The sequence below is a fragment of the Bradyrhizobium sp. LLZ17 genome (genome assembly GCF_041200145.1).
Classification (GTDB): domain Bacteria; phylum Pseudomonadota; class Alphaproteobacteria; order Rhizobiales; family Xanthobacteraceae; genus Bradyrhizobium.
Genome location: NZ_CP165734.1, coordinates 60,597 through 85,584 on the forward strand (window position 1 = coordinate 60,597; position 24,988 = coordinate 85,584).

Below are 24,988 nucleotides of genomic sequence, written 5' to 3' on the forward strand. Positions count from 1 at the left end.
AGGTTCCTGAAAGGCCGCGCGGCTGGCAAGTCTCCTGCTGGCAAGTCTTTTGCCGGCAAGTCTTTTTCTGGCAAGCCTTGTGCTGGCAAGTCTTGTGCTGGCAACTCCCGTCGAGATGGGTTATCAGCGCGGTCAGGTTGCAACTCACGGGATATTCATCGGTCGGCGGATGAGGCGTCTTTCGCATCTTACCTCGCGCAATTATCTGATCGCGCTCCACGACCTGCTGGCGACCGCGGCGGCGCTGTTCGTAGCGTTTTATCTGCGTTTCGAGGGCGGTGAGGGCTTCTACGACCGCTTGCCGCTGCTGTTGCGGATCCTGCCCTACTTCCTCGCCTTCAGCGTGGTCGTGTTCTTCATCTTCAACCTGACCACGACGAAATGGCGCTTCATCTCGCTGCCGGACGCGCTGAACATCATCCGCGTCGCGAGCGTGCTGACGGTTGCGCTCCTCGCGCTCGACTACATCTTCGTTGCCCCCAACGTTCGCGGCGCCTTCTTCCTCGGCAAGGTCACGATCGTCCTCTACTGGTTCCTTGAGATCTCCTTTCTCAGCGCCTTGCGCATGACCTATCGCTACTTCCGCTATACGCGGGTGCGACGCCGTGCCAGGACCACGGATGCTGCGCCGACGCTGCTGATCGGCCGTGCCGCGGACGCCGAGGTGCTTCTGCGCGGCATCGAAAGCGGCGCGATCAAGCGCATCTGGCCGGTCGGGGTGCTGTCGCCGTCGAACGCCGATCGCGGCCAGTCGATCCGCAACGTGCCGGTGCTGGGCGGCATCGACGACATCGAGGACGTCATCGCCGACTTCGCCAAGCGCAACAAGGCGATCGCACGAGTCGTCATGACGCCGTCGGCGTTCGAGCCGGAGGCTCATCCGGAATCGATCCTGATGCGGGCGCGCAAGCTCGGGGTGATCGTCAATCGCATGCCCTCGCTCGAGAGCGGCGATACGCCGCGGCTGACGGCCGTAGCGGTCGAGGACCTGCTGCTGCGCCCGAGCGAGACCATCGACTATGCGCGCCTCGAAGCCCTGATCAAGGGCAAGGCGGTGATCGTCACCGGCGGCGGCGGCTCGATCGGCTCCGAGATTTGCGAGCGTGTCGTCGCCTTCGGCGCCGCGCGCCTCCTGATCGTGGAAAATTCCGAGCCGGCGCTGTACGCGGTCACCGAGGCGCTCGCGGCGCGTGGCGCGGCTGCCGCGATCGAAGGCCGGATCGCCGACATCCGCGATCGCGAGCGCATCATGCGCCTGACGGCCGAGTTCAAGCCGGATATCGTGTTTCATGCCGCCGCCCTCAAGCATGTGCCGATCCTGGAGCGCGACTGGAGCGAGGGCGTCAAGACCAACATCTTCGGCTCGATCAACGTGGCCGATGCCGCGCACAATGCCGGCGCCGAAGCCATGGTGATGATCTCCACCGACAAGGCGATCGAGCCGGTGTCGATGCTCGGCCTGACCAAGCGCTTCGCCGAGATGTATTGCCAGGCGCTCGACCACGATCTTGCGGCGGGTCACGGCGGCCCCAGGCCGCCGATGCGGCTGATCTCGGTCCGGTTCGGCAATGTGCTGGCCTCGAACGGCTCGGTGGTGCCAAAATTCAAGGCCCAGATCGACGCCGGCGGCCCGGTGACGGTGACGCATCCCGACATGGTCCGCTACTTCATGACGATCCGCGAGGCCTGCGATCTCGTCATCACGGCGGCAACACACGCGCTCGGTACGCAGCGTCCGGACGTCTCGGTCTACGTGCTCAATATGGGCCAGCCGGTGAAGATCGTCGATCTCGCCGAGCGCATGATCCGCCTCTCCGGCCTGCAGCCCGGCTACGACATCGAGATCGTGTTCACCGGCATGCGGCCGGGTGAGCGCCTGCACGAGATCCTGTTCGCGTCCGAGGAGCCGACCCGCGAGATCGGCGTTGCCGGCATCATGGCCGCGCAGCCGAACGAGCCGCCGATGCAGACCCTGCGCAAATGGATCACGGCGCTCGAGCAGGCGATCGCGCGGGACGATCGGGCGACCATCAGGACCATCCTGAAGGATGCGGTCCCCGAATTCGGGTCGACCGCGGCCTGATCATGCAGTCTCAAGGCAAGATCGTGGTCGCGAGCCAGCATTACCCGCCGGATCCGAGCACGACCGCCGCGATCATGGCCGAGATCGCCTGCCGCCTCGCCGCCGACCACGTGGTGGTGGTGCTGTCGGGCTCGCCCGGCGCGCTGCCGGTTGCGCAGACCGGTCCGGGCAAGCCGCGCGTCGTTGCGGTCAGGAACCGGATGGCGGAAAAGGCGGCACTGGTGCAACGCGGCCTGTCTGAACTGCTGTTCGTGCTGCGCACTTTCTTCGCGCTGATGCGGGAGCTTCGGCGAGGTGACGTCGTGCTCACCGTCACCGCGCCGTTCATGCTGCCTTACGCGATCGCGGCGGCGGCAAGGCTCAGGGGCGCGCGCTCGGCGCTGATCATGCACGATCTTTTTCCGGACGTGCTGGTGATGGCCGGGCTGCTGAAGCCCGGTTCGATCGTGGCGAGGACGATGCGCGCCGCCAACGGCCTGATGTTCCGTGCGCTCAACGCCGTCATCACCATCGGCCGCGATGCCGAGCGGCCGCTGCTGAGCTATTCCGGCATGACGCGGAACAAGATCCGCTTCATCCCGAACTGGGCGACGCTCGTGCCGGCGCCGCGGCCGGTGACGCCGGACAATCCGTTCCGCAAGTCGCTCGCGGCCCGCTTCATTGTCGGCCTGTCCGGCAATCTCGGCTTCACCCATGATCCGGGGATCGTGTTCGAGGCGGCGCGCCTGCTCAAGGACGAGCCGGATATTCACTTCCTGCTCTCCGGCTGGGGCATCGGCTTCGAGCGGCTGAAGCAGTTGCAGGCGGCTTTGAGCCTGCCGAACGTTTCCTTCGTGGCGCGGGTCGAGGATTCCGAGCTCGAGCGGTTTCTCGCTGCCGCCAACCTCTGGATCATTCCGTACCGGAAGGACGTCGCGGGGGTGTCGGTGCCGAGCCGGTTCTATAATGTGCTGGCGGTCGGCCGTCCGGTCGTGCTGGTGTCCGAGCCGCAGGCCGAAGCCGCCTTGACAGTGGTCGAGAACGGGCTCGGCTGGGTGGTGACGCCGGGCCGCGCCGATCAGCTCGCCGAGGCCATCCGTGCCGCGTCCCGCTCTGACGACACCGGCATTGCGGAGCGTGCCGTGAAGGCGGCATCGAAGTTCGATCGGGCCGTCGCGATGAACGCCTATGCCGCGCTGGCCGACGAACTGCTGCGCAACCCGGACCTCAGGGAGCAACGATGAGCGAGAACAAGCCGGTCGTGCTGGTGACGGGAGCGAGCGGCTTTGTCGGCCGTCACGTCGTGCCCGCGCTGATGCGTGCGGGATGGTCGGTGCGCCGCGCGGTCCGCAACCCGGAAGGCCTCGCCGACGAGGTCGTGATCGAGACGATCGGCCCCGACACCGATTGGCAGGCCGCGCTCGACGGCGTCGATGCCGTGGTCCATCTCGCCGCGCGCGTGCATCACAAGCATGAGGAGCATGCGGTCCAGCTCTACCGCGACGTCAACATCGCCGGCACGCTGCACCTGGCGCGCGGCGCCGCCGCGGCCGGCGCGCGCCAGTTCATCTTCATCAGCACGGTTCTCGTGCATGGCAGCAGCAATGAGGGCCGACCTCCCTGCACCGAGAACGACGTCCTCACGCCACGCGGGCTTTACGGCATGTCGAAGGCTGCGGCCGAGGCAGGGCTCAAAATGCTTGCGCGCGATTGCGCGATGAAGATTTCGGTGATTAGGCCGCCGCTCGTCTATGGTCCAGGTGCGAAGGGAAATTTTGCCTCGCTAAGGCGTGCGGTGGAGTTGGGTTTGCCACTCCCGTTCGCCGCAATCCGAAACCAGCGCGCCTTTCTGGCGGTGCAGAATCTCTCGTCATTCATGCTGCGCCGGCTTGCCGACCTCGACTCGGCGAGCAATTTCGAGATCTTTCTGGTGGCCGACGGGGAGCAGGTCTCGACCCCTGAATTCATCCAGCGGCTGGCCCGAGCCTCGGGCAAGACCCCGCGGCTCTTCAGCGTGCCGCCCGAACTGTTGGACTCGCTTCTTGGTCTCGCCGGACGGCAGGACTCGCGCGATAGCCTGATCGGCTCGCTTGAGCTCAACGTCTCAAAGGCGATCGCGACGGGATGGCGGCCCAAGGTATCGCTCGATGAAGGCTTGCGGCTCGCGCTGTCGGCTCAGGACGCCTGAGCGGAGTAGCAGCGCACGTCGATGTGGATCGCGTTCTCTACTCGCCAGCAATAGTGATGTTCTAGCCGCCGCACTTACTGAACTAGCAGCGTCGCAGCTGCTACTGTAAAGCCGTTTGCAATAATCACGAGCAGAGGCAGATCGCATCCTACTCGAGGCGCTTGCAGGATGAGCCAGCGGAAGCAGTTGGCTACACCTCCAGATCATTTTTGGCTGGCGGGAGCTGTGGGCAGCCGGCTGGGCCGGGCTCATTGACGAGGGCTCCATTTCCCTTGATCAACAAGAAAAATAGTACGAAAAAGACATTCGTTGGATGAAATACACTTCCCCAGTTCATCATTGTAAAGATTATAGCAGGGAAGCACGCGCACGTCCAAATGTTGCCGGAGCGCGCAGCGCGTGCAAGTTGGCCGAGGAGATAAACGACGAGAAGTAGGGCAGGAAGCCCGTAGGACGCTAAAAGACGCGTCGGAAAGCTTTCCGAACCTGAAGCTCCCAGCCCGGGCAGCAGGTTACTTGAAACATGGTCAAGAAGGTTGAAATTGCCTAGTCCCATCAGGTAGGGGCTCGAAATGAAAATCGAGGTGTGCTCTTTCCAAAGCCAGGGACGATAGAGCTGCTCATAGATCGCGAATGTACTAAGGCCCTCCTGTCCGCGCAAAAGAAGCCTGGAGACGAGAGGATTTCCCTGCAGTGTGTCCAGAACCGGAAGGATGAACCACTCGCAGCCGATACTCGCTGCTGTAATCAGAACGGTAAGAACAAATAGAACAGATGGCCGTTTGATCCGGGTTAGGCGGTAGATGACGTAAACGGCCAGGTAGAGCACTGACGCAACGAGGACTGTACGGACGAAGCTAAACAAGATGAAGTAGATGCAAAGAACCAGGGTAGCCCTGTAAGCTCGAAGTTCGTTGACGCTGCGTGTCAGGAACATCAGCAGTATCAACGAAAACACGGCTGAATTCGCAATATGCGGAAAGAATGATACTCGCCAGGCGCCATAGTCGACCCTAGTGTGCCCCGGAAAAAGCCCCCAAGGGTTGAGATCGGTCGACAGCGAGATGAGTGCGCCAAGAAAAATGGAAGCTATGAATATTGTGGCAATGTCATCGGTCGACAAACGTACATCTGCGCAGGCACACCATGCGATTACCCAAATTAGAAGACAGAGCTGGGCAACTGTCTGGAACTCACTTCGAGCAGCATGAAAACTGCCAGCGCATACCAAGAAGACTAGAAGTGCCATGCCCCGGCCAAGCAAAAATTCCGCGATCTGCCTCAAAGAGCTAAGGGGAATGATCAATGCAGGCAGGACCAGGGCCCAATAGATACCTGAAAAACGGGCAATCACATCATCCTGCCCAACAATCATCTGAATAACGATTGAGTTGCAGACGAAAAGCAGCAGCGGAGGATTGCTGGAGCTAGAAGAAGCCTGAAGCTGAAAGAGTGGTGAGGCGAGCGTTGCGCACCTACTCCACCACGCCGGCTTAATAGTCTTCTTCATCTAAGCCCGTCTCGTGAAATCAACAGATTTGCCAGTTCTCCGTTTGACTGGTTCTTTGCAAAATCGTAGGCGCTGTAACCTTCCTTCGTTCTCAAGAGAGGGTTTGCGCCATACGAAAGCAGCAATTCAACAGCGGCTCGGTGCGATGAAGATGATGCGGCTATGAGCGCAGTCACCCCTTCCTCGTTACTCGAATCGACATCGGCACCTTCAATCAAAAGTTTTGTAATCAGTTCGAGATTTCCTGCAAACGACGCGGCGACCAAGTAATGGGATTCGCTCTGCTTCACCGTCGTTGTCTTTGTCGAGAGCACCCACTTATTTGGCGCGATGAAAATTGACGCGTATGCAAACATTGCGAGCCCTGTTGTCGCTGCTTTAGCGTACGAAGTCGCGTCAAACGCAATTGCGCTGAACCACGGCATTGGTCGGCAGCGCTGCGCAAGGGCCCATGCACCGAAAAAGAAGAGAATCTGGGTTGTCAGGAACCCTTCAGCGGCGCCGATTAGCCCGTGAAGACTGATCATCCAATAGGTGATCACGAGGTTCAGGGTGCCGGCTATGATAGTTAAAATAGCAAGGTAGGCTGTTCGCTCGGCGTAGAAGATGTAAGTGGCAACCATCAGATACATACCGCTGAACGCTTGGCCGACAGCAATGAAGATGAATATCGAGCCGGCAGCCTGAAATTTCTGACCGACCAGAGTGGCTAATAGGGTAGGCACCACTGCCGCAAACAGGAGAGCGACAAAGATTAGAACTGCAAAGTAGACATAGGTGAGCCGAACGACATTTCTGTCGCGATGGAGGTCGTTGTGCTTGAGCGTCTCGATCAAAAGGGGAGAATAGGCGCGGTTAAGCGCGTCATTTGCGAGATATAGCACCATTCCCAACTGCGACGCGACCAAATAGATGCCGGTCAAAGAAACATTGAGAAGACTTGTAATTAGGAGGCGGTCAGAAAACATGATGAGCATTCCACCCGTTGCGTGTGGCAAGAGTGGCAATCCAAAGCGTAAAGCATTTCGCATATAGCTTGTGTCTCGGGGGAGACGTAGCCAGCGGCCGCGGAAGAGTGAAACTAAGGCGCAGGCTGAAGCTGCAAGGCCTCCAAGAACAATACCCGCAACACGGCCTTGCCAGCTCAATCCCAGCATGAAGACCAAAACAACGGACGACGACAATTCGACTGTCCCCTGGAACGCTCGGAGTGCCCCAAATTTGGCCGCGCTTTTGCTCGACTGCCAAATTGAGAGTTGAACTTGGACGATAAAGCACGATGCGGAAAAAATGACCGCAATGAATAGCCAAGTGCCGGGAAGTCTCGTGAGGCGCTCGAGGGGCTCGAGAATGATCCAGGTCGCGAGTAGCGTCAGAGCGGTGCTCGCTAGCAACAAGATCAGGCAAGATGAAACAAAGCGCGGGAAATCTATGATGTCGCGGTCGAAATATTTCATCGCAACTGCGCCGTGTGTGCTCAATCCCGTTGCGATGCCGAATAGCTGAACGGTGGCGGAAAACATTGCCAGCTTGCCGTATTCCTCTGGTGTCAATATGCGGGTGAGAAACGGTAATAAAACAATCGGAGCTCCGGCCGTGACAGCTGCAGTCAAAAGATAAATTACGGACGCTTTGATGACTGGGGCATTCCTCTCCAGATACCGGCAAGTGCGCGAACAAATGATTCCCGCATTTTCCATGCAGCCTCTCTTAATGCCAGCCGCTACTTACCGGACCACGGGATCTTTGCCACGATTCACGCAAGGTCTTCAAGATTGCCAGCCGGCCCATAATTCTGAGTTCCACCCTGTGAGTTCTGCGGTGATCAAGGGGAGGCCACGTGGACAGTGATTGCTCTCAACGTGAGAAGGGCGCCTCAAAATTCGTCGAGTTCCGGCGAAAGCCGCTCTACGTTGGCGAACATAGAGAATCGTAGCCGGGTGGGCTCCTAGTCCGCGCTGGATTCTGGCCCTCGCGTTTGACGCGTGGTACCCTGACGTTTGAACTGTTGCTGGGCGGGCGATTATGGGGCTTCTGACACTCAAACGAAAACTCCGCGAGAAAATGGCGCTTCGTGCAGCGGTGCGGCGGCGCCGCGTCGAACTGGAGGGCTGGAATCACATGCTCCGCGCTTGTCACAATTGGGCCGATGAGATTGGCCACGAACCATCGCGTGAGGCTCTTTTAGGAATCGCAGAGAATTATCGGAAGGCGCTAGAGAATGCGGAAAGCCTCGAATTGGAAAAGTAGATATCGCTAATCGCGTACCGAAGGGTTTGGCTGCTTGCCCGATCGGCCCTTCCGCCATCCGATGTGCCTCCCTGCTGCGGGATGCCTTGCGGCCGGAATGTTTGGACTACTCACGGCGAATCGGCAAGCCATTGAAGAGTTATGACATAGCCGTGGCTCAGGGTTCGCGGCCGGGCCGAATATCCTCCGAGTTCGCGCTGACGAGGCACGCCGGCGCAGGGTGTTGCTTCCCGTGACAACTTGCACTTGGCGCAGTTTGTACGCAGGCCGTACAGGGCCATACTAGCAGAGACCGCGCCCAATGAGCCTTTCCGGTATCATACGATTACGTCCGTGGGGACAAGTATGCTTGCTGCGCACACGACGGGCGCCTTGCAAGAGAGGCCATACACTCCAACATAGGGTCGAACTGGGCGCCAAAGTTAGGACTCTGCGCTGCCGAGCGGGATGCGACTAAGCAGCCCGCCGATGGATGCAGGGCACATCTACTTCAGCGGCTGCGCTTCCAATCTGCGCCTGCATTCCCATCGAGCGGACGCGTTGCACCGGTTCAGAGGCTCCAAGAGCACTCTCCGCCTTCATTCAGGTCGGGAAGAAATCTTAGCGCGCGTGGCAAAGTTCACTTAGAGAGACCCCACGGTTGCTGGTCCTCGGCTACATGGTAGTTCAAATAGAAGTCAGCAATCAGTATCGGGATCGACAAAGGCCGCCCTCGTAGTCAAAAGCTTCGGGACACACAGCTGAGCCACTGCGCGTCCATCGTGGTCGAACGACCTGACTGCCGCCGCGCCCATAACCCTGCCGATATCCTCCACGGGGCCAGCATGCGCCGCGAGAATAGTCGTGACCCTCAGGGCAGACAGCGGAACCGTCGTAGGTCCATTGTGGGCGCACTTGGGCGGATGCCGGGTGCATTCCGCCAACCCCAGCAATGGCCAGCAACGTCGCCCCGAGTATGGTTTTCATGATTGATCCTCCGCCTCACTAACTGTCGACCGCCCCCCGGGTTCCCCGTGCTGCTATGGCTTGTGTATCGCGGCTATCTTTCGCTGCGTTTCAATGCTGCCCCTGCGACGCGAGTAGCACATGGATAGGCTGGTCGGCTCCATCGTGCTAATACGCCCCTTCAGCTCGTAGAAAGATCCGGGTTCTGAGAGAGAGTCGGGACTACAAAGGGCTTAGGCATGCAGGGGGCTGTCAGTTGAGGTGGTGTGGCCTGGTAAACCAAACCGCACGGCCGCGAGGCGCCGACGGGCGGCATTGCGGGGTCACTGGCACCCGTCCGGCGGGGTCGAGTTGCCGCACGCCAACGCGAACGAGAAACCATCCAAGACGAAGACATAATTTACCTGCGCAAGCGCTGGTCTGTCCTGGGAGATGATCGGCCGCCCAGCGGCTTTCGGAACATGCGAGCTCTGGCGAATGATCGTCGACCGTCTAGCCAACGCAACGGCGACGGGATTTGGAAGAGCCGTGCCGGCGCGTCCGAGTTATCTCGTTCCGAACTCAAATTGCTAATCTCCTATCCATTTGGATGATATTAGCTGCAAAAGCGCAACCTCTAGCCAAGCCTTGGTCAGCGCCATGAGAGGTCCTGCGGACGGTACATGACACTGGAGACCGTCGGCATCCGGCGATGATCCCCGCCAGCGCTGAGTCTGGGGCAACATTGTGTTGATCAGCAACGAATTTTTCGAATATACGGTTTGGCGTCGGCGTAGTGGGTTGCGCGATAAGTCGGTTCCGCAAGGCCAGCCGAGAGGAAGATTGAATGATCAGATTTGGTCTGCTGGGTTGCGGGCGCATCGCCAAACGCCATTCCGAGCTCCTCGGTGGCAATCATATCGATAGAGCGAGCTTGGTTGCAGTTTGCGACAGCGTCAGGTCTCGGGCCGACGCACTCGCAGCCAAATTCGGGGTCCCCGCCTACGAGGATCTGGAGGCGTTTCTCGACCACAAGGACATGGATGCCGTAGCCGTCCTCACGCCCAGTGGCTTGCACCCGCAGCATGCGATTGCGTGCGCTCGCGCAGGAAAACATGTCGTTGTCGAGAAACCCATGGCGCTTCGACTGCAGGATGCAGATGACATGATTCGCGCCTGCGACGAAGTCGGTGTGAAACTGTTCGTTGTCAAGCAGAATCGCTTCAATGTTCCTGTTGTCAAGGCGCGCGAGGCGTTGGATGCGGGAAGGTTTGGCCGCCTCGTGCTCGGGACGGTGCGAGTCCGTTGGTGTCGGGACCAAGCCTATTATGACCAGGACGCATGGCGCGGCACCTGGGCCTATGACGGCGGTGTGCTGACGAACCAGGCGAGCCACCACATCGATATGCTGGAATGGTTCTTCGGTGATGTGGTAAGCGTCCACGCACGGGCAACGACAGCGCTGGTGAAGGTCGAGACAGAAGACACCGCCGTCGCGACATTGAAGTTCCGCAACGGGGCGTTGGGGATAATCGAAGCAACCACAGCGGTCCGGCCAAAGGATCTCGAAGGGTCTCTTTCGATCCTTGGAGAAAGGGGCGCAGTGGAGATCGCCGGCTTTGCGGTCAACCAGATCAGACACTGGCACTTTGTTGATGAGTTGCCGACCGACAAGGTGGTCGTCGAAAAGTTCTCGGTCAATCCGCCCAACGTCTACGGCTTCGGGCATCAGGCCTATTATCAGCATGTCGTCGATTGTTTATTGCATCAACGAGCCGCCTTAGTCGACGGTCTGCAGGGCCGCAAAAGTCTCGAACTGATTTCTGCACTATACGGATCCATTGAGACGGGAGAAGAGGTCGCGCTTCGCTTTGAGCCTCGTCGGAGCAAGCTTGGTTTGATCTCGTGAGATACCAATCTGCAAATGCATCGAGCCGGCGCGCCTGATCGGTCGCTAACGGCGAGCATTGCTCTGCTACATTGAGCTCAGGACGGCGGTAGAGACTTCGTCCCGATCGATCGTCGAAAGTTGTGGAGTTCTTTTAGCAAGAGGAGACGTCTAAGCTGCGCGCCGTTCAGCAATGACTCAAACAGAGACAGCACCTCGCGTGCCTGGACATAGACCTCCATGCTGACGGCATGCTGGTCAAACCCGTAAGCGGCGAGCCGGGATTCAATGTCGTTCGCCGCAATCGGATCGTGCTGCCAATCCCGGGCATTTTGTAAGGTGTAGAATTCGGCCATATCTTGCAAGTCTGGCGCGATGGCGACCATATCGATCCGACGAAGCGCCATCTCGATCGCTTTCTGTCGATAGGTGTTTAGGAGCCGATGTCGCAGCACTCGATAGCGTTGCATTTCCCAAGATAGTGCAGCGATATCGATTGCAAGGAGCCATTCGATCGCTGACCGTGGAGCGATGTCCTGAAAGATAACTGCTTGGAGCGCGCGGTACTGGTCAAGACTCTCTCCAGGCAGCAATTGAGGTGCGGGGCACAACGGTGCGAACTCAATTGGTACCAAGGTGAGGCTTTGTGGTTTGGCGCTGTCGAAGGGTCCGTTCATTGACGCGGCGCCTCCGAGCGTGGTGATCCAGCTTTCGGATCAATCGTGCTTGCATCGCCAGCCGCATGGACCGGACTTATTTCCCACAGCTCCTTCGCGATCGGGAGCGGCGAGATTTGCATGTTGGTCCACCATGCCTTCTCGTTCCCGTTTCGATGGAGACCTTGGTGGTGCGATCTGCAGAGCGGGACTGTGAATTCGTCGCTGACTTTGCGTCCGAGCGTTCGTGGTTGGGCAAACTTCAGGTGGTGGGCGTCAGCCGGAGTCTTTTTGCAGACCAGACAAGCTTGGCTACGGATAAACGCGAGATGCGCCTTGCTTCGTTTTCGTGGTAGCTCCTTCGGAAAAGCGAGGCCGACCCGCTGCGTCTCAGAGCGAGAGCCGCCATCGGCCCCGCCGACTCCTTTCGAGAGCCGTTGGTCTTCTCGGGCCTGATCGGCCGGTGGCGGCGAGCGTTGCTCTGCTACATTCACCTCAGGAACGGCGGGCTCGTGCAACTTCTCTTGGTAGGCAGCTTCGAGAATGCGAGCGTCCGCCGCCTGTAGAGTGTTCTTCAGGGGCAGGTTGACCTTAGCCCAGGAGAGCAGGGCATCGCCGTCGTGCTGGGCGGCAAGTTCACCAAGGAGCCGCTCCAATAGTTCAGCGGAGCGTTCAGGCGGCAGAACCGGGGGACGGTTCAGAACGCCCTTGGGCGGCTTTCCCCTCGGCCCTGGGGCGGCTTGTGGCTCGGTGGCTGCCAGGGGCCCGGCGGCCACGTCCGGTGCGTCCAAATCATCCTCTCCGGCGATCCCAACCAGGGCGAACAGGGCATAGCGCCGGGCGTAGGTCAGAGCCGCCCCCATCCGGTGCGGCGCCTCAACCTCCTTGGCGGCGCAGACCGGCCAGTCCGAGGAGATCCATTCGCCGGAGGCATGAGCAAGCAAGGTCGTGAGGTGGATTTGGCCCGCGGGCTGCTCAACCCGGGTGGTCTGGATGGTTGCGATCTCCTGCTGGCTTAACGTCTTGCGAACCATGTCTAGCCCGCTGGCAAGCGAAGCATAGCGGAAGGTCCGGTCATCCTCCCGCGGGAAGGGAGACCGGATGACCGCGGTCAGGGTCTTCTCCGGGTTCATCAAGTCAGCCTGGGCCCGGGCGAGCGCCGCGGCTATTGCCCCGATGCTTTCACTGGATTGGTGCACGGGACGCCTCCACCAGCTGAGCCTCGAAGCTGATCGCTCCGGACTTGGAGCGCTTGGCCTTGATGCCGTGGCCGGTTGCCTCTTTGGCATCCTCCGGCATCAGCTTCTTCAGGTCGGCCTTGGCGGTCTCATGCTCGCCATGCGCCTCGCGGGTGCGCAGATAGGTGGCCGCCAAATCCGCCCACTGATTGGAAGTCGACATGTCGACGACCTTGACCGCTTCCAACCTGGGTCGCGGGGTTTCGATATTGAACAGGACAGGCGGCTCGCCGCTCTGGACGCAGCGCCAGAACTTCTTCTCGGCCGTGAGCAGCAGATGCTGGTAGAGCGGATCGGCATGGATCTTGATCTCGACCCATTTACCGCCACCGGTGATGATTGAGAGCACCGAGCTGCGGGAAGCCGTAACCCACATGTTGTGCTGCAGCTGCGCCATGTGCTTGTCGGCCGCGGCCTCCTCGGTGAAGGCCCATGGCAACATGAACTTGGCCTCGAACACCGCGCCGGTCTGCTCGACGACGCCGTCGAGCGTCGCTCCCATCCATTTGTGCACGGGATGGCGCACGCGCTTCTGGATGTCCTTAATGGTTTGCCCGGAGGATCGTTGGTACCAGGCGCGGTTGAGGACCTCGGTTATGGTGCCGAGTTGGACTATCAAATTGTCCGAGAGGTCTTCTGGGTCGATCTCGCCGCGCTTCTCCCGCCAGAGGCGTAAAAGCGAGTCCTGATCGTCTCCCATGATGGTCCGCGCATCCGAGCCGCCGATGAAATGACGGCGGTCGTTAGGGTTAAACCGAACAATGTGATTGGGCGCATCAGCGCCGTTAGTTTGAACCGTTGTCACCGATATCTCCTACGCGAAAACAAGCGGCGCTCTTTCGCCGCACTGCCGCGAGCCCCGCGTCCGCGAGGCGAGATACCGGCGCTGCGATCAGCGTTCCCACCCGGTCGAATCAGTAACGCTCCGATTGCGGACGAATGCCAGTCCTTTCTGTAGCAAGAATGTTGCTCGTTTTGACGATCGAAGTAGCTCTTATTCTCGGGCGCCTGAGGGAAAAGAGCGAAGCAGGTTCAGGAGTGCAAAAAACGACAAAACGAAGCCAATCGGGTGAATGAGCACCGAACCAACAGGGGCAAGACCAGCGCTGTCGAGCCACGAGTCCTGCCCTAACGCGATGTATTGAAAAGAAGCGGTGATTATCGGAAGATGTTGTATGAGCTCGGTCGAATTTGGGGCAGTGCGAGTTATGCGTCCGGCAGTTTTTTTCGATCGTGATGGTGTCCTCAATGAGGACGACGGCTATGCCTCTGATCCGAATAAGATCCGCTGGGTGGAAGGGGCCCAGCAGGCTGTCAAGGCTGTCAATGATGCTGGGTATTTCGCATTTGTTGTGACGAACCAATCAGGAATCGCCAGGGGGCTCTATGAGGAGCGGCATGTTCGAAGTCTGCATGAATGGATGTCGCATCAACTCGCCATGATTGGCGCACATATCGATGCTTTCGAATTTTGCCCACACCATCCCGATGCCCAGATTGCGCGATACCGAGTCCTCTGCAGCTGCCGCAAGCCGCAACCTGGAATGATCAATGCGCTGCTTGCGCGGTATCCGGTCAGCATGAGCGATAGCTTCATGATAGGTGACAAGCAGAGCGATCTTGATGCTGCGAAAGCGGCTGGTATTAAGGCTTATCTGTTTGACGGGACAAACCTCCAATCCTTCATCACACCGCTTTTGACACCGCGCTGCCATCCTCATCTCACAACGAAAAAGAGGGAAGAGCGGAAGCAATAGCCGAGGATTGCCACCCCGCCTCTCAGCAAGTTTTTTTCTCGTTGGCGGAGGGGGATGACATCGGTGTCGCTAGGGGAGGCTGTGCAGTAGGATCGAGGAGGCCGCAATCGCATCAAAACGACAAATCGAAGCCGCCCGGGCGAACGCCGCGAAGAGTAGCGGCCCTCAGACAAGCGCCGGCAAAGCCGCGTCGAGCCGCAATGCTTATCGACACGGCTTGTCTCGTTGGGATGAAGCTGCTGGTCCGGCTTTCGAGGCGCTCAATGCAGTCCTTATGAGGGAATTCGACGGCTCCTCGATGGAGCTCGGGCTGCAAGACCTTACTCAAGCCAGAAATCGGCAGGGGCAGATCCGAACTCTTCGGCTAGATCTGATCCTCGCCCTTATTCCCTTATTGACTGTCCGGAACAAAGGCAGATGAGGGATTTGTTGGGTCTGGAACGGTACGAGAAGGCTGCGCGGTCGAGGCAGCGACGTGGGTTCAAACGCCTCAACCGCGACAAGAGATGACCATCCGAAGTGGCAGGGAGCGGTGCATGGATGCTCACAAACAGCCTGTCATCGCCCGGTCATCTGCGATCGTTAGGCTCTCGGTTGCGCGCCGACAGACCGCCGCCTCTGCCCCTTCGGACGGAGTGACATCTTCCGCAGCAACGGGCGGCGGTCCAGCTCGGGTTGTTGCCGGATCAATCGTTCGATCCGATGGAGGCCATCCGACATCCTTCGGCAAGCAAGATCGTGCCGGATACCTGGTCCGTAGCGTAGTTGGGCTAGCGCCCTCTGATCGAGCTCACACACTACAGTCGATTCTACCTACAAGAATGTGTCGAACATCCACTTCAGGTTTGGGCCGCCCAGCCTGTGATCTCTAACGATGTACCTCCGGTCGCCTCTTTCCAGAACTCCTCTCGGCAGGTCTGTTCTCGGAGCGTCCCGGGTTCGCCCATCGCTCTCAATTCATCGGCTCTGTTCGGCTGGCTGCCATGATGGTACGTTGGCGCATGATGATCGTCAGGGATCCACGAGCCGTATTGAGTTGATGGGCATCTGGGCCTGCTTCGGGCTGATGCTGTGGCTGCTTGCGAAGCTGTGGCCGGTTTTGCTTGTCCTGGGCGGTTGATCTCCTTCGCGGCCCGCCGGACTACGATCACGTGTTTTCGCGCGCGCTTCTTTCAGGGATCCCGCATCCGGTCCAGCGCCCGTTGCAATTCGCGGAACGAGCGCGGCCCAATGCTTTCCGCTAGTGCCTTTTCGCTTTCGACGATTGCGGGCCGCAAGTGCCCTAAGAGTGCGGCCCCGGTTTCCGTCAAAGAGAGCACATAGTAGCGGCGGTTGACGGCGGAGGCGGAGCGTTGCACCCAGCCGCGCCGCTCCAGATGATCCACCAGCCTGCCGAGCCCTGCGCGCTCAATCGACAACGATTGTGCGATCGCGAGCTGATTAAGGCCCGGATTGGCTTCGATCACCGACAGCGCGAACAGTTGCGACGGGCTGATCTGAAAGGCGGCTAGCCGCCGGCTGACATCTTTGAAGATCCAGAGCTGGGCCCGCCGGATGCGATAGATCAGCGAGTGGGACAGATCTGCTGAGACAAGCGGCGGCTGTGGCGGTGCGGCCTTTGCGACTGCCGCAGTTTCAGGCAAGGTGCGCGACGGCTTTGCGATCAGCCGTGTCTGCGACGCTCTTTTTACGCTCCGCCTGCTGCCACCTCCCTTGTCTGCCTTCATCCGCACTATCTTTCACAAGCCGGCGCGGAGGTGTCCGACCGGTTGTCCAAGTCGATTGCAGAGCCTACCGCAGCGTACGCGAATCGAGAAGTGAGCGGCGCACCAGGTGTCGAGATTCAAATATTTATGGCGGATGGGTGAGGAGTGGGTGCACGTATTGACAGAGCAAATCCGTCGGCACCGTCGGCCGGCTCTTCTTTGCTCATGCCAAATTGGCCGATGGTCCAAAGCATGCATCTCGTCGGCATGGCCCCTTGTTGCGCGTAGACGATTGCTGCGCCAGTTCCGGAGAGCTGGTCCCGGTTGTCTGAACAGATTTTCGGCGTCGATAAGTGGAGCCTCTGCCGGGGTTAGGCCGCCGCGCGGAGCGGCGGAAGGTTGAAGTAGGCTTGATCCGGGGTCATGTCGTCAAGACTCGAATGCGGACGTCGTCCGTTGTAAAAATCGAGATACCGGCCAATCGAATGTCGTGCCTCGCCGACGGTTTCGTAGGCTCGCAGATAGACCTCCTCGTATTTGATGCTGCGCCACAGCCGTTCGACGAACACATTGTCCCGCCATGCGCCCTTGCCGTCCATGCTGATTGCGATGCCGTTGTCGGCGAGCACGCCGGTGAAGGCCGCACCGGTGAACTGCGAGCCCTGGTCGGTGTTGAAGATGTCCGGCTTGCCGTGACGAGCCAAGGCATCCTCCAGCGTCTCGACGCAGAAGGCTGCTTCCATGGTGATCGACAGCCGCCAGGACAAAACCCGGCGCGTCGCCCAGTCGAGCACGACGGCGAGATAGACGAAGCCGCGCGCCATCGGGATGTAGGTGATGTCCATGGCCCAGACCTGGTTCGGCCGTGTGATCTCCATGCCGCGCAGCAGATACGGATGGACCTTGTGGCCGGGTTCCGGCTTCGTCGTGCGCGGACGGCGATAGAGCGCCTCTATCCCCATCCGCCGCATCAGCGTCTTGACATGCCGGCGGCCGATCTTGCACCCCTCGGCAGCCAGCAGGCCTCTCAACATTCGCGAACCGGCGAAGGGAAACTCCAGATGCAGCCGGTCGAGACGCCCCATGATCGCGAGATCGGCGTCCGGCACCGGACGCGGCAGGTAATAAACGCTGCCACGGCTGATCTGCAAAACCTCCGCCTGCCTAGTGATCGACAGATCGTGCTCACGGTCGATCATCGCTTTGCGCTCAGCAATCCCGCCTTGGTGAGCGCTCCTTCTAAAAAATCGTTCTCCAGCGTCAGTTCTCCGATCTTGGCGTGCAGCGACTTCACGTCGATCGCAGGCGCGGCGGGCGACATGCTGCCCGAGCCGAAAACCCCGGAAGCGCCGCCTTCCAATTGGGCCTTCCAGGCCGTGATCTGATTGGGATGGACATCAAAGTGTTCGGCCAGTTGGGCTATCGTCCGGTCGCCCTTGACCGCGGCAAGCGCCACCTTCGCCTTGAAGGCCGGTGTGTGGTTCCGGCGTGCTCGTCTGCTCATCGTCGCTCCTGATTCGCAGGCATCAGCGTGCCCGCTGTCAGGCAGAAACTCCACTTATCGACCCGTTCAGATTTGCGGAGCCGGCTCTCGGTCTTGAAGATCGGCGGCACTCTACTTAGAGGTTTTTGAAGCCTTTGAGGGTCGACCAAGTTTGGGTCGCGGTAGCTCCGACCTGTGTGGAAGCGCGACGATAAGGAGCCGAAGCTGCATCGCCGCGAGGACCTTCAAGATTCGGCTGAGATGTGGGTCCACGGCGCCGCCGAATGTCTTGTACATCGTTCTCCGCTCGATGCCTGCAGCCCGCGCAAGGGCGGAGACATTCTGCGAGAGCACGGCTTCTCTCAATGCGAGGAGTGCCTCCTCGAAGCTATTGCCGGCGAAGCCTTGCGTGAGTCGCTTTGCGAACGCTTCGGAAGCATCGAGCGCCGCCCAGCCGGGTGCAGTCTGCTTCTCGGAAGGATCCGCTAGCACCACGCCGGCTTGCACGTTGACCGCAACGAACAGCCTCAGGATTCGGCTGAGCTGAGGGTCGATTCGGCCACCAAATGTCCTGTACAGGGTATCCCGCCTTAGACCGGCATCTCGCGCTAACATCTGCACGTTTTGAGCCTGCATGACGAGGCTGAGACTCGTCCGCGCGGCATCAAAGTCATTTTTTTTCATGCTTTCAGTTAGATAGCTGGCGATTGCCGCTGGATTGTCGCGGAATAGTTCAGCCAGGACTGCCTTGTTGCTAGCCAGCATCGCCCATGATTGCCCATCAGTGTGGCCCTTGGGTTACAGCATTTTGGGCCGTTCGAGATAGATTACGCCGGACATCGACGCACACTGCTTGGGGATTTTTATCATGAAGAAGATTTTGCTGGCTATGACCGCGGTTGCGGCGATGACCGGTTCGGCCTCGGCGGCTGATCTCGGGGCGCGGCCCTATGTGAAGGCCCCGATGGCGGCACCGGTTGCCAACTGGACCGGCTTCTACATCTTCGGCGGCGGCGGCGGCGGTCTGTGGAATGCGGACAGCAATGTGAACAGCACTGGCGTGGTGGGGCCGTTCGGCAGCTTTGGTCCCGCTGGCACCGCCCTCACTCGCGATCAGCGCTTGGGCGGCAGCGGCTGGTTCGGAACGGTCGGCCTCGGCTATGACTGGCAGGTTAGCCCAAGTTGGGTCATCGGCGCCTTCGCCGACGGCCAGTTCGGCGACATCCGCGGTTCGCTCAGCGATCCCTTCTTGGGTACGGAAGGTCGCGAGAAGCTTCGCACCAGCTACGCCGCCGGCGCGCGTCTTGGCTATTTGGTTGCCCCCAATGTCCTCTCCTACGTGAATGCCGGTTACTCGGGTTCGGAGTGGTCTGGCACAACGCAGACCTCCATTTTCCTACCCGGGACCGGCGCTGCGCAGACCACCACCGGTTCTTTCCATCGTGATGGCTGGTTCATTGGCGGCGGCGTCGAGAACAACCTGAACATTTTCGGCATCTCCGCCCCAGGCTGGTTCATGAAGACCGAATACCGCTCGACCTTCTATAACCGTATTTCGCTGCCGACGACATTCGCTGCGGGCAATACCTTCCTTGCCCCCGCCGGCAGTCTTACGGGCGATGCGATCACCTTCAAGCCGTGGACCCAGACCATCAGCACCTCGCTGGTCTATCGCTTCAACTGGAGCGGCCCGGTCGTCGCGAAGTACTGATCCGAACGCAAGTTCAGACGGCAAAGCCCCGGCATCGCCCGGGGCTTTTTCGTTGTGGCGTGCATCTGCCTCGACTAAGCGCGAAGGTTACGATGCTGCCGGAGGCTCGGACCATTTGCACCGAACAGTACGGTACCTCAACCAAGCAGAGGCAGGCTTCTCGGCGCAAGCCCGAAGCCGAGGTGCTCGTCTATTTCTCATCTCGCGGCGGAACTTGCGCCGGCTCGCAAGGCCGATGGTTTCTTTTGGAAGCCAAGCTGACACAAGCCTTTTTCAGACGTAGGCTGCTCGACAGTCGCCCTTTCGGTCCGAGCAAAAGATGAAGAGACTGCTAGCCGTCGTCACCGTTCTGCTTCTGCCGATAACGTGCCTGAACGCTGGATCAACCATCGTCGGCGCTGGCTCTCAGTCTTGCAAAGCCTGGATAAGCAGGAAGAAGAACCCCGTCGTGAAGGAAGCGTTCGAATCCTGGGTCATGGGCTTCGTCAGCGGGCTCAATGTCAGCGGTGATAGAGAGATTGTCGGCGGCGGCGATTTCTCCGCGATTGTTGCCTGGATGGATCGGCGCTGCAGCTCCAATCCTTCAGATCAAATCGGGGTCGCAGCTCTGGATCTTGCCATGGAATTGGCCGGTAACGCGAAGCACTGATCTTATCGGGCCGCCGGTTCACGCTGGTGGTTGTTAACCGAAGCAGGCTATTTTCGGGGATCTGTAGGATCGATTTCGGCCATTGCCCCTGGCTCTCGACTCATTTCCTCTATCCGACGGGCCAACCCGGACTCAAAAAACCCGCCGACCTTGCGACCGGCGGGAATTAACTGAGATGCGATCACACGTGATCGCATGTAGCTGTTAGCAGGCGAAAGAGAAAAGGCCTACTTCTTCATGCAGAGGCCGACCGTCGGCGAGGTGCCGCATTTTGCGCCATCCGATGCTCCGCCGCTCGGGCAGAATACGGAAACCAACGTTTCGCTATTGTCGCAATTTACAGCGCCATCTGCCTGCACCACTCGGATGTTCGTAGTGGCCGGATCCCCCTTATCCCCCTTGTCGCCCTTCGGCCCCTGCGGGCCCTGGGGCCCTTGCGCGCCGGCAGGTCCTTGCGGGCCCGGAACACCCTGTACGCCTTGCGCGCCTTGCGGACCGGCCGGACCTTGTGGGCCAGGATCCCCCTTGGGACCAGGATCTCTTCCGCAGCCTGCAAGGGCGAGAGCGGCGACAAGCGCGAGAGCCGTTGTCAATTTGTGCATGTTTCTCTCCCTACAATCGCTTCATTAAATCCGTTGCAGTTAGATCCAGCAATAGCAGCCCGAAGGCGGGCCACCTCCGAACGGGCCTCCTAATTCCAGCCGCAGAGGCCAACATTCTCGACCGGCTGCCGACGCACTGACCGTTTGCAATCCACCTAGAGCCCGGAAATCAGCGTCTGGATCGTTTGCGGGGAGTACCTTTGGCAGCAAATCAGGCGAAATTTGAGAGCGGTACCTATTGGGCTTTGGCTCTTCTGCTTGGGTATCTTTAGCCCGCTTGTTTTCGCAGTCCAGTCTTCAGCTCGAGTTAGCAGCAGCTCGCTCGTCTCGCCGAATGTCATTGGAATCTCAGCCGGTAAGTGAGGGCGGAAAGTGCGGCCGTGACACTGAGGACGAACGCGAGTACCGGTACAAGCCAGCAAGAGCTTCCCTCCTTCCAGAGGCCGAACGGATCAAGCCCGCGCGCCTTGGCCAGGTAGACGGAATCGAAGACGGCAAAGTGCAGCAGATCGGCGCTATAGCTGACTTTTCCGAGCGAGCAGACGGCTCGAAAACGATGAACTGGGACCGCGCGAACGGAAGGTAGTGCGCCATCACGAGCCACTACATCACTACTCCAGTGTGACGCGAAACAGAGGCCGCACGAAGAATGCAGCGGCGCAGTCCTGTCGCGCATGCCACGACATCGTCAGCGTGAAAGCACTAGCCACACAAAACAGCTGCACGCCCCTCGCACCTTGCTCGATCAGGGTTTCAGTATCCTGCTGACGAACAGGATGCGCCTCGGCGGGGTGTAGGACGACCTATCAAGGGAAGGACGGCATGTTTCGGTTCGATCGCAGCATTCTCATGCACATGCGGACCGATGTTCATGTGTTCTCTTAGCGCCCAGGACGGATCGGTCCACCTGCGAGCCGCTGGCTCCTGATTTCGCGGAGCAGCAGCATACGCCTTGTTTGTGCGGCATTGAGCAGACCTTCGAACAGCACGAACATCTCGCGCGCCTGCACGTAGACTTCGGTGCTGATGGCAAGCTGGTCGAAGCCATGGGCGGCAAGGCGCGTGTCGATTTCGGTGGCAGCCATCGGATCGATCCGCCAGCTCAGGGCGTTTTGCAGCGTGTAATACTCGGCGCCATCTTGGCATTCGGGTGCGATACCAACCAAGTCGATGCGCCGTAGCGCGGCCTCGATCGCCTTGTGACGACAGCTCTCAAGAAGCTTGTGTCGTAACAGCCGATAGCGTTGGATCTCCCAGGACAGTTCAGCGATATCGATCGCGAGCAGCCATTCGATGGCGGATCGCGGCGCGAGGTCGGCGAAGATCGCATGTCGCAGCATCTGGTAGTGCTCGAGGCTCTCGCCCGGCAGCAGCAAAGGCGGCGCCGCCAAGGCCTCAAACTCGATGGGCAGCGCGGTCGCGGTGAGCGGGCGCGCGGTCGGGAATGGCCCGTTCATCATGGTGAGGCCTCCGAGCCGAGGTGCGTGGTGGGAGCCGCGCTGGCGATTGCGGTTTGATCGTGGACCGGGCTTGCCGCCCACAGCTGTTGCGCGCAGGGCAGGGGCGAGATCTGCAGGTTGGACCACCACGCACGCTCGTTGCCTTGGCGGTGCAGCTCCTGGTGATGCGCGCGGCACAACGGCACCGTGAACTCGTCGCTGACCTTGCGGCCGAGCGCCCGCGGCTGGGCAAACTTCAGATGGTGGGCATCGCACGGGGTTTGCTGGCAGACCAGGCAGGGCTGCCCGCAGACGAATAGCAGGTGCGCCTTGCTGCGCTTGCGGGGCGACTCCTTGGGATGAGCGATCCCGGCTTCGGGTGCGGCAGGCAGCGCTAGCTGCAACGCAGCCTCGTCGTCAGCCGCAGGGACCGGCGCTGCCGCCGCGGAAGGCGCGGCCTCCTCAAGCTTGGCCTGATAGGCCGCCTCGACGATCCGCGCGTCGGCTTCCGATAGCGTGTTTTTCAGCGGTAGGCTGGCCTTGCACCAAGTGAGCAGGTCTTCGCCGGCGGTCAAGGATGCGAGCTGGTTCACGAGCTGAGCCCGGAGCTCCGCGGACTGCGGCAGCTCCAGGACCGCGTCTCGATTGAGCCGGCGGTTGGCGGGCTTGGCTTTGGCGCCGCTTGCTGCGTGTGGCTGCGCGGCTGGCGCGTCGGCCACCACGTCGGGAGCATCCAGATCGTCCTCGCCAGCAATGCCGACGAGCGTGAACAGCGCATAGCGCCGGGCATACGTCAGCGCTGCGCCCATGCGGTGTGGCGCGGCAGTTTCAGTGACGCCGCACACCGGCCAGTCGGAGGCAATCCATTCGCCCGAGCTGTGCAGGAGGGTGGTCGTGAGCTTGATCAGCCCGGTCTCGGCATCGATCGTGGTGGCCTGTACGGTGGCGATCTCGTGTTTGGTGAGGCACTTGCGCACGATCTCGAGGCCGCTGGCGAGCGAGGCATAGCGGAAGGTGCGGCTCTCCTCGCGCGGGAAGGGCGATATGATGGTCGCGGTTAACAGCTTCTCCGGGTTTTCCAGCTCGGCCTGCGCCCTGGCGAGCGCGCTGGCGAGCTGGCTGAGGGTCTCACTGCAAGGCTGCATGGCGCTGTCCGCTGCTCAAAGTTAGCGATGGTTGAGGACGTCCAGCTGCATCGTCAGGACGAGCCCGGCGGCGACCAACTGGTGCTCCAGGTGACGGATCAGGACGAGAAGGACGGGGTCCTGCGCGCAGCTTGGCTCAAGCCCGCGCAGTTTGGCCCACAGTTCGCTGAACAGCTCGAAGACGGCTCGGTACGGCTCCGGGGGATCCAAGGACGGATCGAGATGGACGAAGTCAAAAGGCGACGGCATCGGCATATCCTGCGAAGCATCGGAGATGGAGCCGGACCAAAGCTGCGCGACCCGGCTGAGCTCGGCCTTATGCGGCGTCGATTACGTCGAAACTGATCGCACCCGCCTTGGAGCGCTTAGCACGCAAGCCGTGGCCCCTCGCCTCCTTGGCGTCTTCCGGCACCAGCGCCTTGAGCTCCGTCTTCGCCCGCTCGTGCTCGAGCGCCGCGCTGCGGGTTTTGCGATAGAGCACGGCAAATTCCGCCCAGGCGTTTGAGCCACTCATGTCCACGACCCGGATCGCCGCCAGCCGCGGCCGCGGCGGCTCGATGCCAAACAGCTGCGGTGCCTCGCCGCTCTGCACGCAGCGCCAGAACTTCTTCTCCGCGGTGAGCAACAGCGGGTCGGCATGGACCTTGATCTCCACCCACTTGCCGCCACCGGTGATGATCGACAGCACCGCCGAACGGGCGGCGATCACCCACATGTTGTGCTGCAGCTGCGCCATATGCTTGTCGGCCGCGGCCTCCTCGCTGAAGGCCCAGGGCAGCATGAACTTGGCCTCGAACACCGCGCCGGTTTCGGCGACGATGCCGTCGAGCGTGGCCGCCATCCAGCGGTGGACCGGATGCCGGACCCGTTTCTGAATATCCGTAACGGTGGCACCCGACGCGCGCTGGTACCAGGTCCGGTTGAGGTCTTCGGTCACGGAGCCGAGCTGCACGATCAGGTTTTGTGCAAAATCTTGCGGCGCGATCTCGCCGCGCTTTTCGCGCCACAGACGCGTGAGATCGTCCTGATCATGGCCCATGATGATGCGGGCATCGGAGCCGCCGATGAAGGCGCGCCGGTCACTCGGGTTGAATGTGATGATGGAACAGGGCGCCTCGGCGCCCTCGGTTGGAATGGTGGCCACCAGTATCTCCTCAGGTGTGACGCGGCCTGACGCCGCACCAGCAAAAGCCCCGCGATTGGGAGGGGAGATACCGGGGCCTTGGCGCGCCCGGTCCGACTCAGTAACGCTCCTTTTGCCGCGGAATGCCAGTGCTTTCTGCAGCAAGGTTCTTGCTCTTTTGGCCCGGTGCACGGCATCGTTAGCGGCTTTGAACCGGCGCGCTGCCGCCTTGATCTGGCAACGCCAAACTAGCTAGCTTCACCAGACGAGATCGAGCTGCACGCTGAGCACGAGGCCCGCAGCGACCAGTTGAGCTTCAAGGTGACCGGTCAGAGCCGTGAGAAACGGATCGTCGTTGCAATCGGCGCGAAACGCGCGCACGCGGCCCCAGACATCGGCCAGCAGCTCCGCCGCCGCTTGGTAGCGCTCCGGCGGATCACAGGCGGGATCGAGATGGGCAAATTCGAAGGGCGGCTCCATCGTTGTCTCCGGGACAAAGGCGGCTCAGACTTGGTCAGTAACGCTCCGTTGGCGCAGCAATGCCAGTGCTTTCTCCAGCAAGATTGTTGTTTTTTGACCGGCGGCCTGCTGCGTTGGTTCGGAGTGGCTCCGATGCGCTCGGTCCGCCATGTCAGGGCGAGGGCGGTTTGGCTCTCG

21 protein-coding genes are annotated in these 24,988 nt (G+C 60.4%); 8 read left to right on the top strand and 13 right to left on the bottom strand.

The features are described 5' to 3' along the window. The first annotated feature begins 169 nt into the window (after positions 1–169). Genes AB8Z38_RS00290 through AB8Z38_RS00300 form a run of 3 tightly spaced genes read left to right on the top strand, consistent with a single transcriptional unit; the run spans position 170 to position 4,250 of the window. Positions 170–2,083, top strand: coding sequence for an SDR family NAD(P)-dependent oxidoreductase (locus tag AB8Z38_RS00290; RefSeq protein ID WP_369722530.1), 1,914 nt, complete (start codon positions 170–172; stop codon positions 2,081–2,083). Between the two features lie 2 nt (positions 2,084–2,085). Further along, positions 2,086–3,306 (top strand): glycosyltransferase family 4 protein, encoded by a 1,221-nt coding sequence (locus AB8Z38_RS00295; RefSeq protein WP_369722531.1) that lies wholly within the window; start codon positions 2,086–2,088, stop codon positions 3,304–3,306. Beyond that, complete coding sequence (locus AB8Z38_RS00300) at positions 3,303–4,250, top strand: NAD-dependent epimerase/dehydratase family protein (protein WP_369722532.1); 948 nt, start codon at positions 3,303–3,305, stop codon at positions 4,248–4,250. The genes AB8Z38_RS00295 and AB8Z38_RS00300 overlap by 4 nt, the downstream gene beginning before the upstream one ends. Before the next feature lie 190 nt (positions 4,251–4,440). On the opposite strand, the gene AB8Z38_RS00305 is transcribed toward AB8Z38_RS00300, so the two are convergent. Then, complete coding sequence (locus tag AB8Z38_RS00305; RefSeq protein WP_369722533.1) at positions 4,441–5,760, bottom strand: hypothetical protein; 1,320 nt, start codon at positions 5,758–5,760, stop codon at positions 4,441–4,443. Beyond that, a complete protein-coding gene (locus AB8Z38_RS00310; RefSeq protein WP_369722534.1) occupies positions 5,757–7,460 on the bottom strand; it encodes an oligosaccharide flippase family protein in 1,704 nt (567 codons plus the stop codon). The genes AB8Z38_RS00305 and AB8Z38_RS00310 overlap by 4 nt, the downstream gene beginning before the upstream one ends. A gap of 325 nt (positions 7,461–7,785) precedes the next feature. Here AB8Z38_RS00310 and AB8Z38_RS00315 point away from each other — a divergent pair, with 325 nt between their 5' ends. Further along, positions 7,786–8,010, top strand: a complete 225-nt coding sequence (locus tag AB8Z38_RS00315) for a hypothetical protein (protein WP_369722535.1) — start codon at positions 7,786–7,788, stop codon at positions 8,008–8,010. 1,771 nt (positions 8,011–9,781) lie between these two features. Further along, positions 9,782–10,843, top strand: a complete 1,062-nt coding sequence (locus AB8Z38_RS00320) for a Gfo/Idh/MocA family protein (RefSeq protein ID WP_369722536.1) — start codon at positions 9,782–9,784, stop codon at positions 10,841–10,843. 77 nt (positions 10,844–10,920) lie between these two features. Here AB8Z38_RS00320 and AB8Z38_RS00325 read toward each other — a convergent pair whose 3' ends face one another. The 3 genes from AB8Z38_RS00325 to AB8Z38_RS00335 are packed head-to-tail and all read right to left on the bottom strand — an operon-like array spanning position 10,921 to position 13,521. Then, positions 10,921–11,499, bottom strand: coding sequence for a hypothetical protein (locus tag AB8Z38_RS00325; RefSeq protein WP_369722537.1), 579 nt, complete (start codon positions 11,497–11,499; stop codon positions 10,921–10,923). Beyond that, positions 11,496–12,677 (bottom strand): ERF family protein, encoded by a 1,182-nt coding sequence (locus AB8Z38_RS00330; protein WP_369722538.1) that lies wholly within the window; start codon positions 12,675–12,677, stop codon positions 11,496–11,498. The genes AB8Z38_RS00325 and AB8Z38_RS00330 overlap by 4 nt, the downstream gene beginning before the upstream one ends. Next, positions 12,661–13,521, bottom strand: a complete 861-nt coding sequence (locus AB8Z38_RS00335; protein WP_369722539.1) for a YqaJ viral recombinase family protein — start codon at positions 13,519–13,521, stop codon at positions 12,661–12,663. Before AB8Z38_RS00335 ends, AB8Z38_RS00330 begins: the two co-directional genes overlap by 17 nt. 370 nt (positions 13,522–13,891) lie before the next feature. On the opposite strand from AB8Z38_RS00335, the gene AB8Z38_RS00340 reads away from it, so the two are divergent. Then, positions 13,892–14,473 carry a D-glycero-alpha-D-manno-heptose-1,7-bisphosphate 7-phosphatase gene (locus tag AB8Z38_RS00340; RefSeq protein WP_369722540.1) on the top strand — a complete coding sequence of 194 codons (582 nt, stop codon included), beginning with the start codon at positions 13,892–13,894 and terminating at the stop codon, positions 14,471–14,473. A 1,172-nt stretch (positions 14,474–15,645) separates the two neighbouring features. Here the strand turns inward: AB8Z38_RS00340 and AB8Z38_RS00345 are convergent. The 3 genes from AB8Z38_RS00345 to AB8Z38_RS00355 form a co-directional block, all read right to left on the bottom strand. Next, positions 15,646–16,200 (bottom strand): MarR family winged helix-turn-helix transcriptional regulator, encoded by a 555-nt coding sequence (locus AB8Z38_RS00345; RefSeq protein WP_369722541.1) that lies wholly within the window; start codon positions 16,198–16,200, stop codon positions 15,646–15,648. Positions 16,201–16,550: 350 nt separating this feature from the next. Beyond that, positions 16,551–17,683 (bottom strand): IS3 family transposase gene (locus tag AB8Z38_RS00350; protein ID WP_369722007.1). Its coding sequence is split into 2 segments (ribosomal slippage): positions 16,551–17,428 and positions 17,428–17,683, totalling 1,134 coding nucleotides; the frame shifts between segments, so codons are not numbered across the junction. A gap of 111 nt (positions 17,684–17,794) precedes the next feature. Beyond that, positions 17,795–18,427 (bottom strand): DNA-binding protein, encoded by a 633-nt coding sequence (locus AB8Z38_RS00355; protein ID WP_369722542.1) that lies wholly within the window; start codon positions 18,425–18,427, stop codon positions 17,795–17,797. A 103-nt stretch (positions 18,428–18,530) separates the two neighbouring features. On the opposite strand from AB8Z38_RS00355, the gene AB8Z38_RS00360 reads away from it, so the two are divergent. Beyond that, on the top strand, positions 18,531–19,373 hold the full coding sequence (locus tag AB8Z38_RS00360; RefSeq protein ID WP_369722543.1) for an outer membrane protein: 843 nt from the start codon (positions 18,531–18,533) through the stop codon (positions 19,371–19,373). 319 nt (positions 19,374–19,692) lie between these two features. Next, the gene (locus tag AB8Z38_RS00365) at positions 19,693–20,022 is read left to right on the top strand and encodes a hypothetical protein (RefSeq protein ID WP_369722544.1); all 330 of its coding nucleotides are present in this window, start codon (positions 19,693–19,695) and stop codon (positions 20,020–20,022) included. A 1,483-nt stretch (positions 20,023–21,505) separates the two neighbouring features. Here the strand turns inward: AB8Z38_RS00365 and AB8Z38_RS00370 are convergent. The 5 genes from AB8Z38_RS00370 to AB8Z38_RS00390 form a co-directional block, all read right to left on the bottom strand. Then, positions 21,506–22,084 carry a hypothetical protein gene (locus AB8Z38_RS00370; protein ID WP_369722547.1) on the bottom strand — a complete coding sequence of 193 codons (579 nt, stop codon included), beginning with the start codon at positions 22,082–22,084 and terminating at the stop codon, positions 21,506–21,508. Then, the gene (locus tag AB8Z38_RS00375) at positions 22,081–23,208 is read right to left on the bottom strand and encodes an ERF family protein (RefSeq protein ID WP_369722548.1); all 1,128 of its coding nucleotides are present in this window, start codon (positions 23,206–23,208) and stop codon (positions 22,081–22,083) included. The genes AB8Z38_RS00370 and AB8Z38_RS00375 overlap by 4 nt, the downstream gene beginning before the upstream one ends. Before the next feature lie 21 nt (positions 23,209–23,229). Continuing rightward, positions 23,230–23,457, bottom strand: a complete 228-nt coding sequence (locus AB8Z38_RS00380; protein WP_369722549.1) for a hypothetical protein — start codon at positions 23,455–23,457, stop codon at positions 23,230–23,232. Positions 23,458–23,524: 67 nt separating this feature from the next. Next, positions 23,525–24,343 carry a YqaJ viral recombinase family protein gene (locus AB8Z38_RS00385; protein WP_369726709.1) on the bottom strand — a complete coding sequence of 273 codons (819 nt, stop codon included), beginning with the start codon at positions 24,341–24,343 and terminating at the stop codon, positions 23,525–23,527. Positions 24,344–24,589: 246 nt separating this feature from the next. Next, the gene (locus AB8Z38_RS00390) at positions 24,590–24,811 is read right to left on the bottom strand and encodes a hypothetical protein (RefSeq protein WP_369722550.1); all 222 of its coding nucleotides are present in this window, start codon (positions 24,809–24,811) and stop codon (positions 24,590–24,592) included. Between the last annotated feature and the right edge of the window lie 177 nt (positions 24,812–24,988).

Coding starts and splice junctions, on each gene's coding strand:
- AB8Z38_RS00290 (WP_369722530.1), top strand. CDS start 170: ATGAGGCGTCTTTCGCATCTTACCTCGCGCAATTATCTGATCGCGCTC.
- AB8Z38_RS00295 (WP_369722531.1), top strand. CDS start 2,086: ATGCAGTCTCAAGGCAAGATCGTGGTCGCGAGCCAGCATTACCCGCCG.
- AB8Z38_RS00300 (WP_369722532.1), top strand. CDS start 3,303: ATGAGCGAGAACAAGCCGGTCGTGCTGGTGACGGGAGCGAGCGGCTTT.
- AB8Z38_RS00305 (WP_369722533.1), bottom strand. CDS start 5,760: ATGAAGAAGACTATTAAGCCGGCGTGGTGGAGTAGGTGCGCAACGCTC.
- AB8Z38_RS00310 (WP_369722534.1), bottom strand. CDS start 7,460: ATGGAAAATGCGGGAATCATTTGTTCGCGCACTTGCCGGTATCTGGAG.
- AB8Z38_RS00315 (WP_369722535.1), top strand. CDS start 7,786: ATGGGGCTTCTGACACTCAAACGAAAACTCCGCGAGAAAATGGCGCTT.
- AB8Z38_RS00320 (WP_369722536.1), top strand. CDS start 9,782: ATGATCAGATTTGGTCTGCTGGGTTGCGGGCGCATCGCCAAACGCCAT.
- AB8Z38_RS00325 (WP_369722537.1), bottom strand. CDS start 11,499: ATGAACGGACCCTTCGACAGCGCCAAACCACAAAGCCTCACCTTGGTA.
- AB8Z38_RS00340 (WP_369722540.1), top strand. CDS start 13,892: ATGAGCTCGGTCGAATTTGGGGCAGTGCGAGTTATGCGTCCGGCAGTT.
- AB8Z38_RS00345 (WP_369722541.1), bottom strand. CDS start 16,200: ATGAAGGCAGACAAGGGAGGTGGCAGCAGGCGGAGCGTAAAAAGAGCG.
- AB8Z38_RS00355 (WP_369722542.1), bottom strand. CDS start 18,427: ATGCTGGCTAGCAACAAGGCAGTCCTGGCTGAACTATTCCGCGACAAT.
- AB8Z38_RS00360 (WP_369722543.1), top strand. CDS start 18,531: ATGAAGAAGATTTTGCTGGCTATGACCGCGGTTGCGGCGATGACCGGT.
- AB8Z38_RS00365 (WP_369722544.1), top strand. CDS start 19,693: ATGAAGAGACTGCTAGCCGTCGTCACCGTTCTGCTTCTGCCGATAACG.
- AB8Z38_RS00370 (WP_369722547.1), bottom strand. CDS start 22,084: ATGATGAACGGGCCATTCCCGACCGCGCGCCCGCTCACCGCGACCGCG.
- AB8Z38_RS00375 (WP_369722548.1), bottom strand. CDS start 23,208: ATGCAGCCTTGCAGTGAGACCCTCAGCCAGCTCGCCAGCGCGCTCGCC.
- AB8Z38_RS00380 (WP_369722549.1), bottom strand. CDS start 23,457: ATGCCGTCGCCTTTTGACTTCGTCCATCTCGATCCGTCCTTGGATCCC.
- AB8Z38_RS00390 (WP_369722550.1), bottom strand. CDS start 24,811: ATGGAGCCGCCCTTCGAATTTGCCCATCTCGATCCCGCCTGTGATCCG.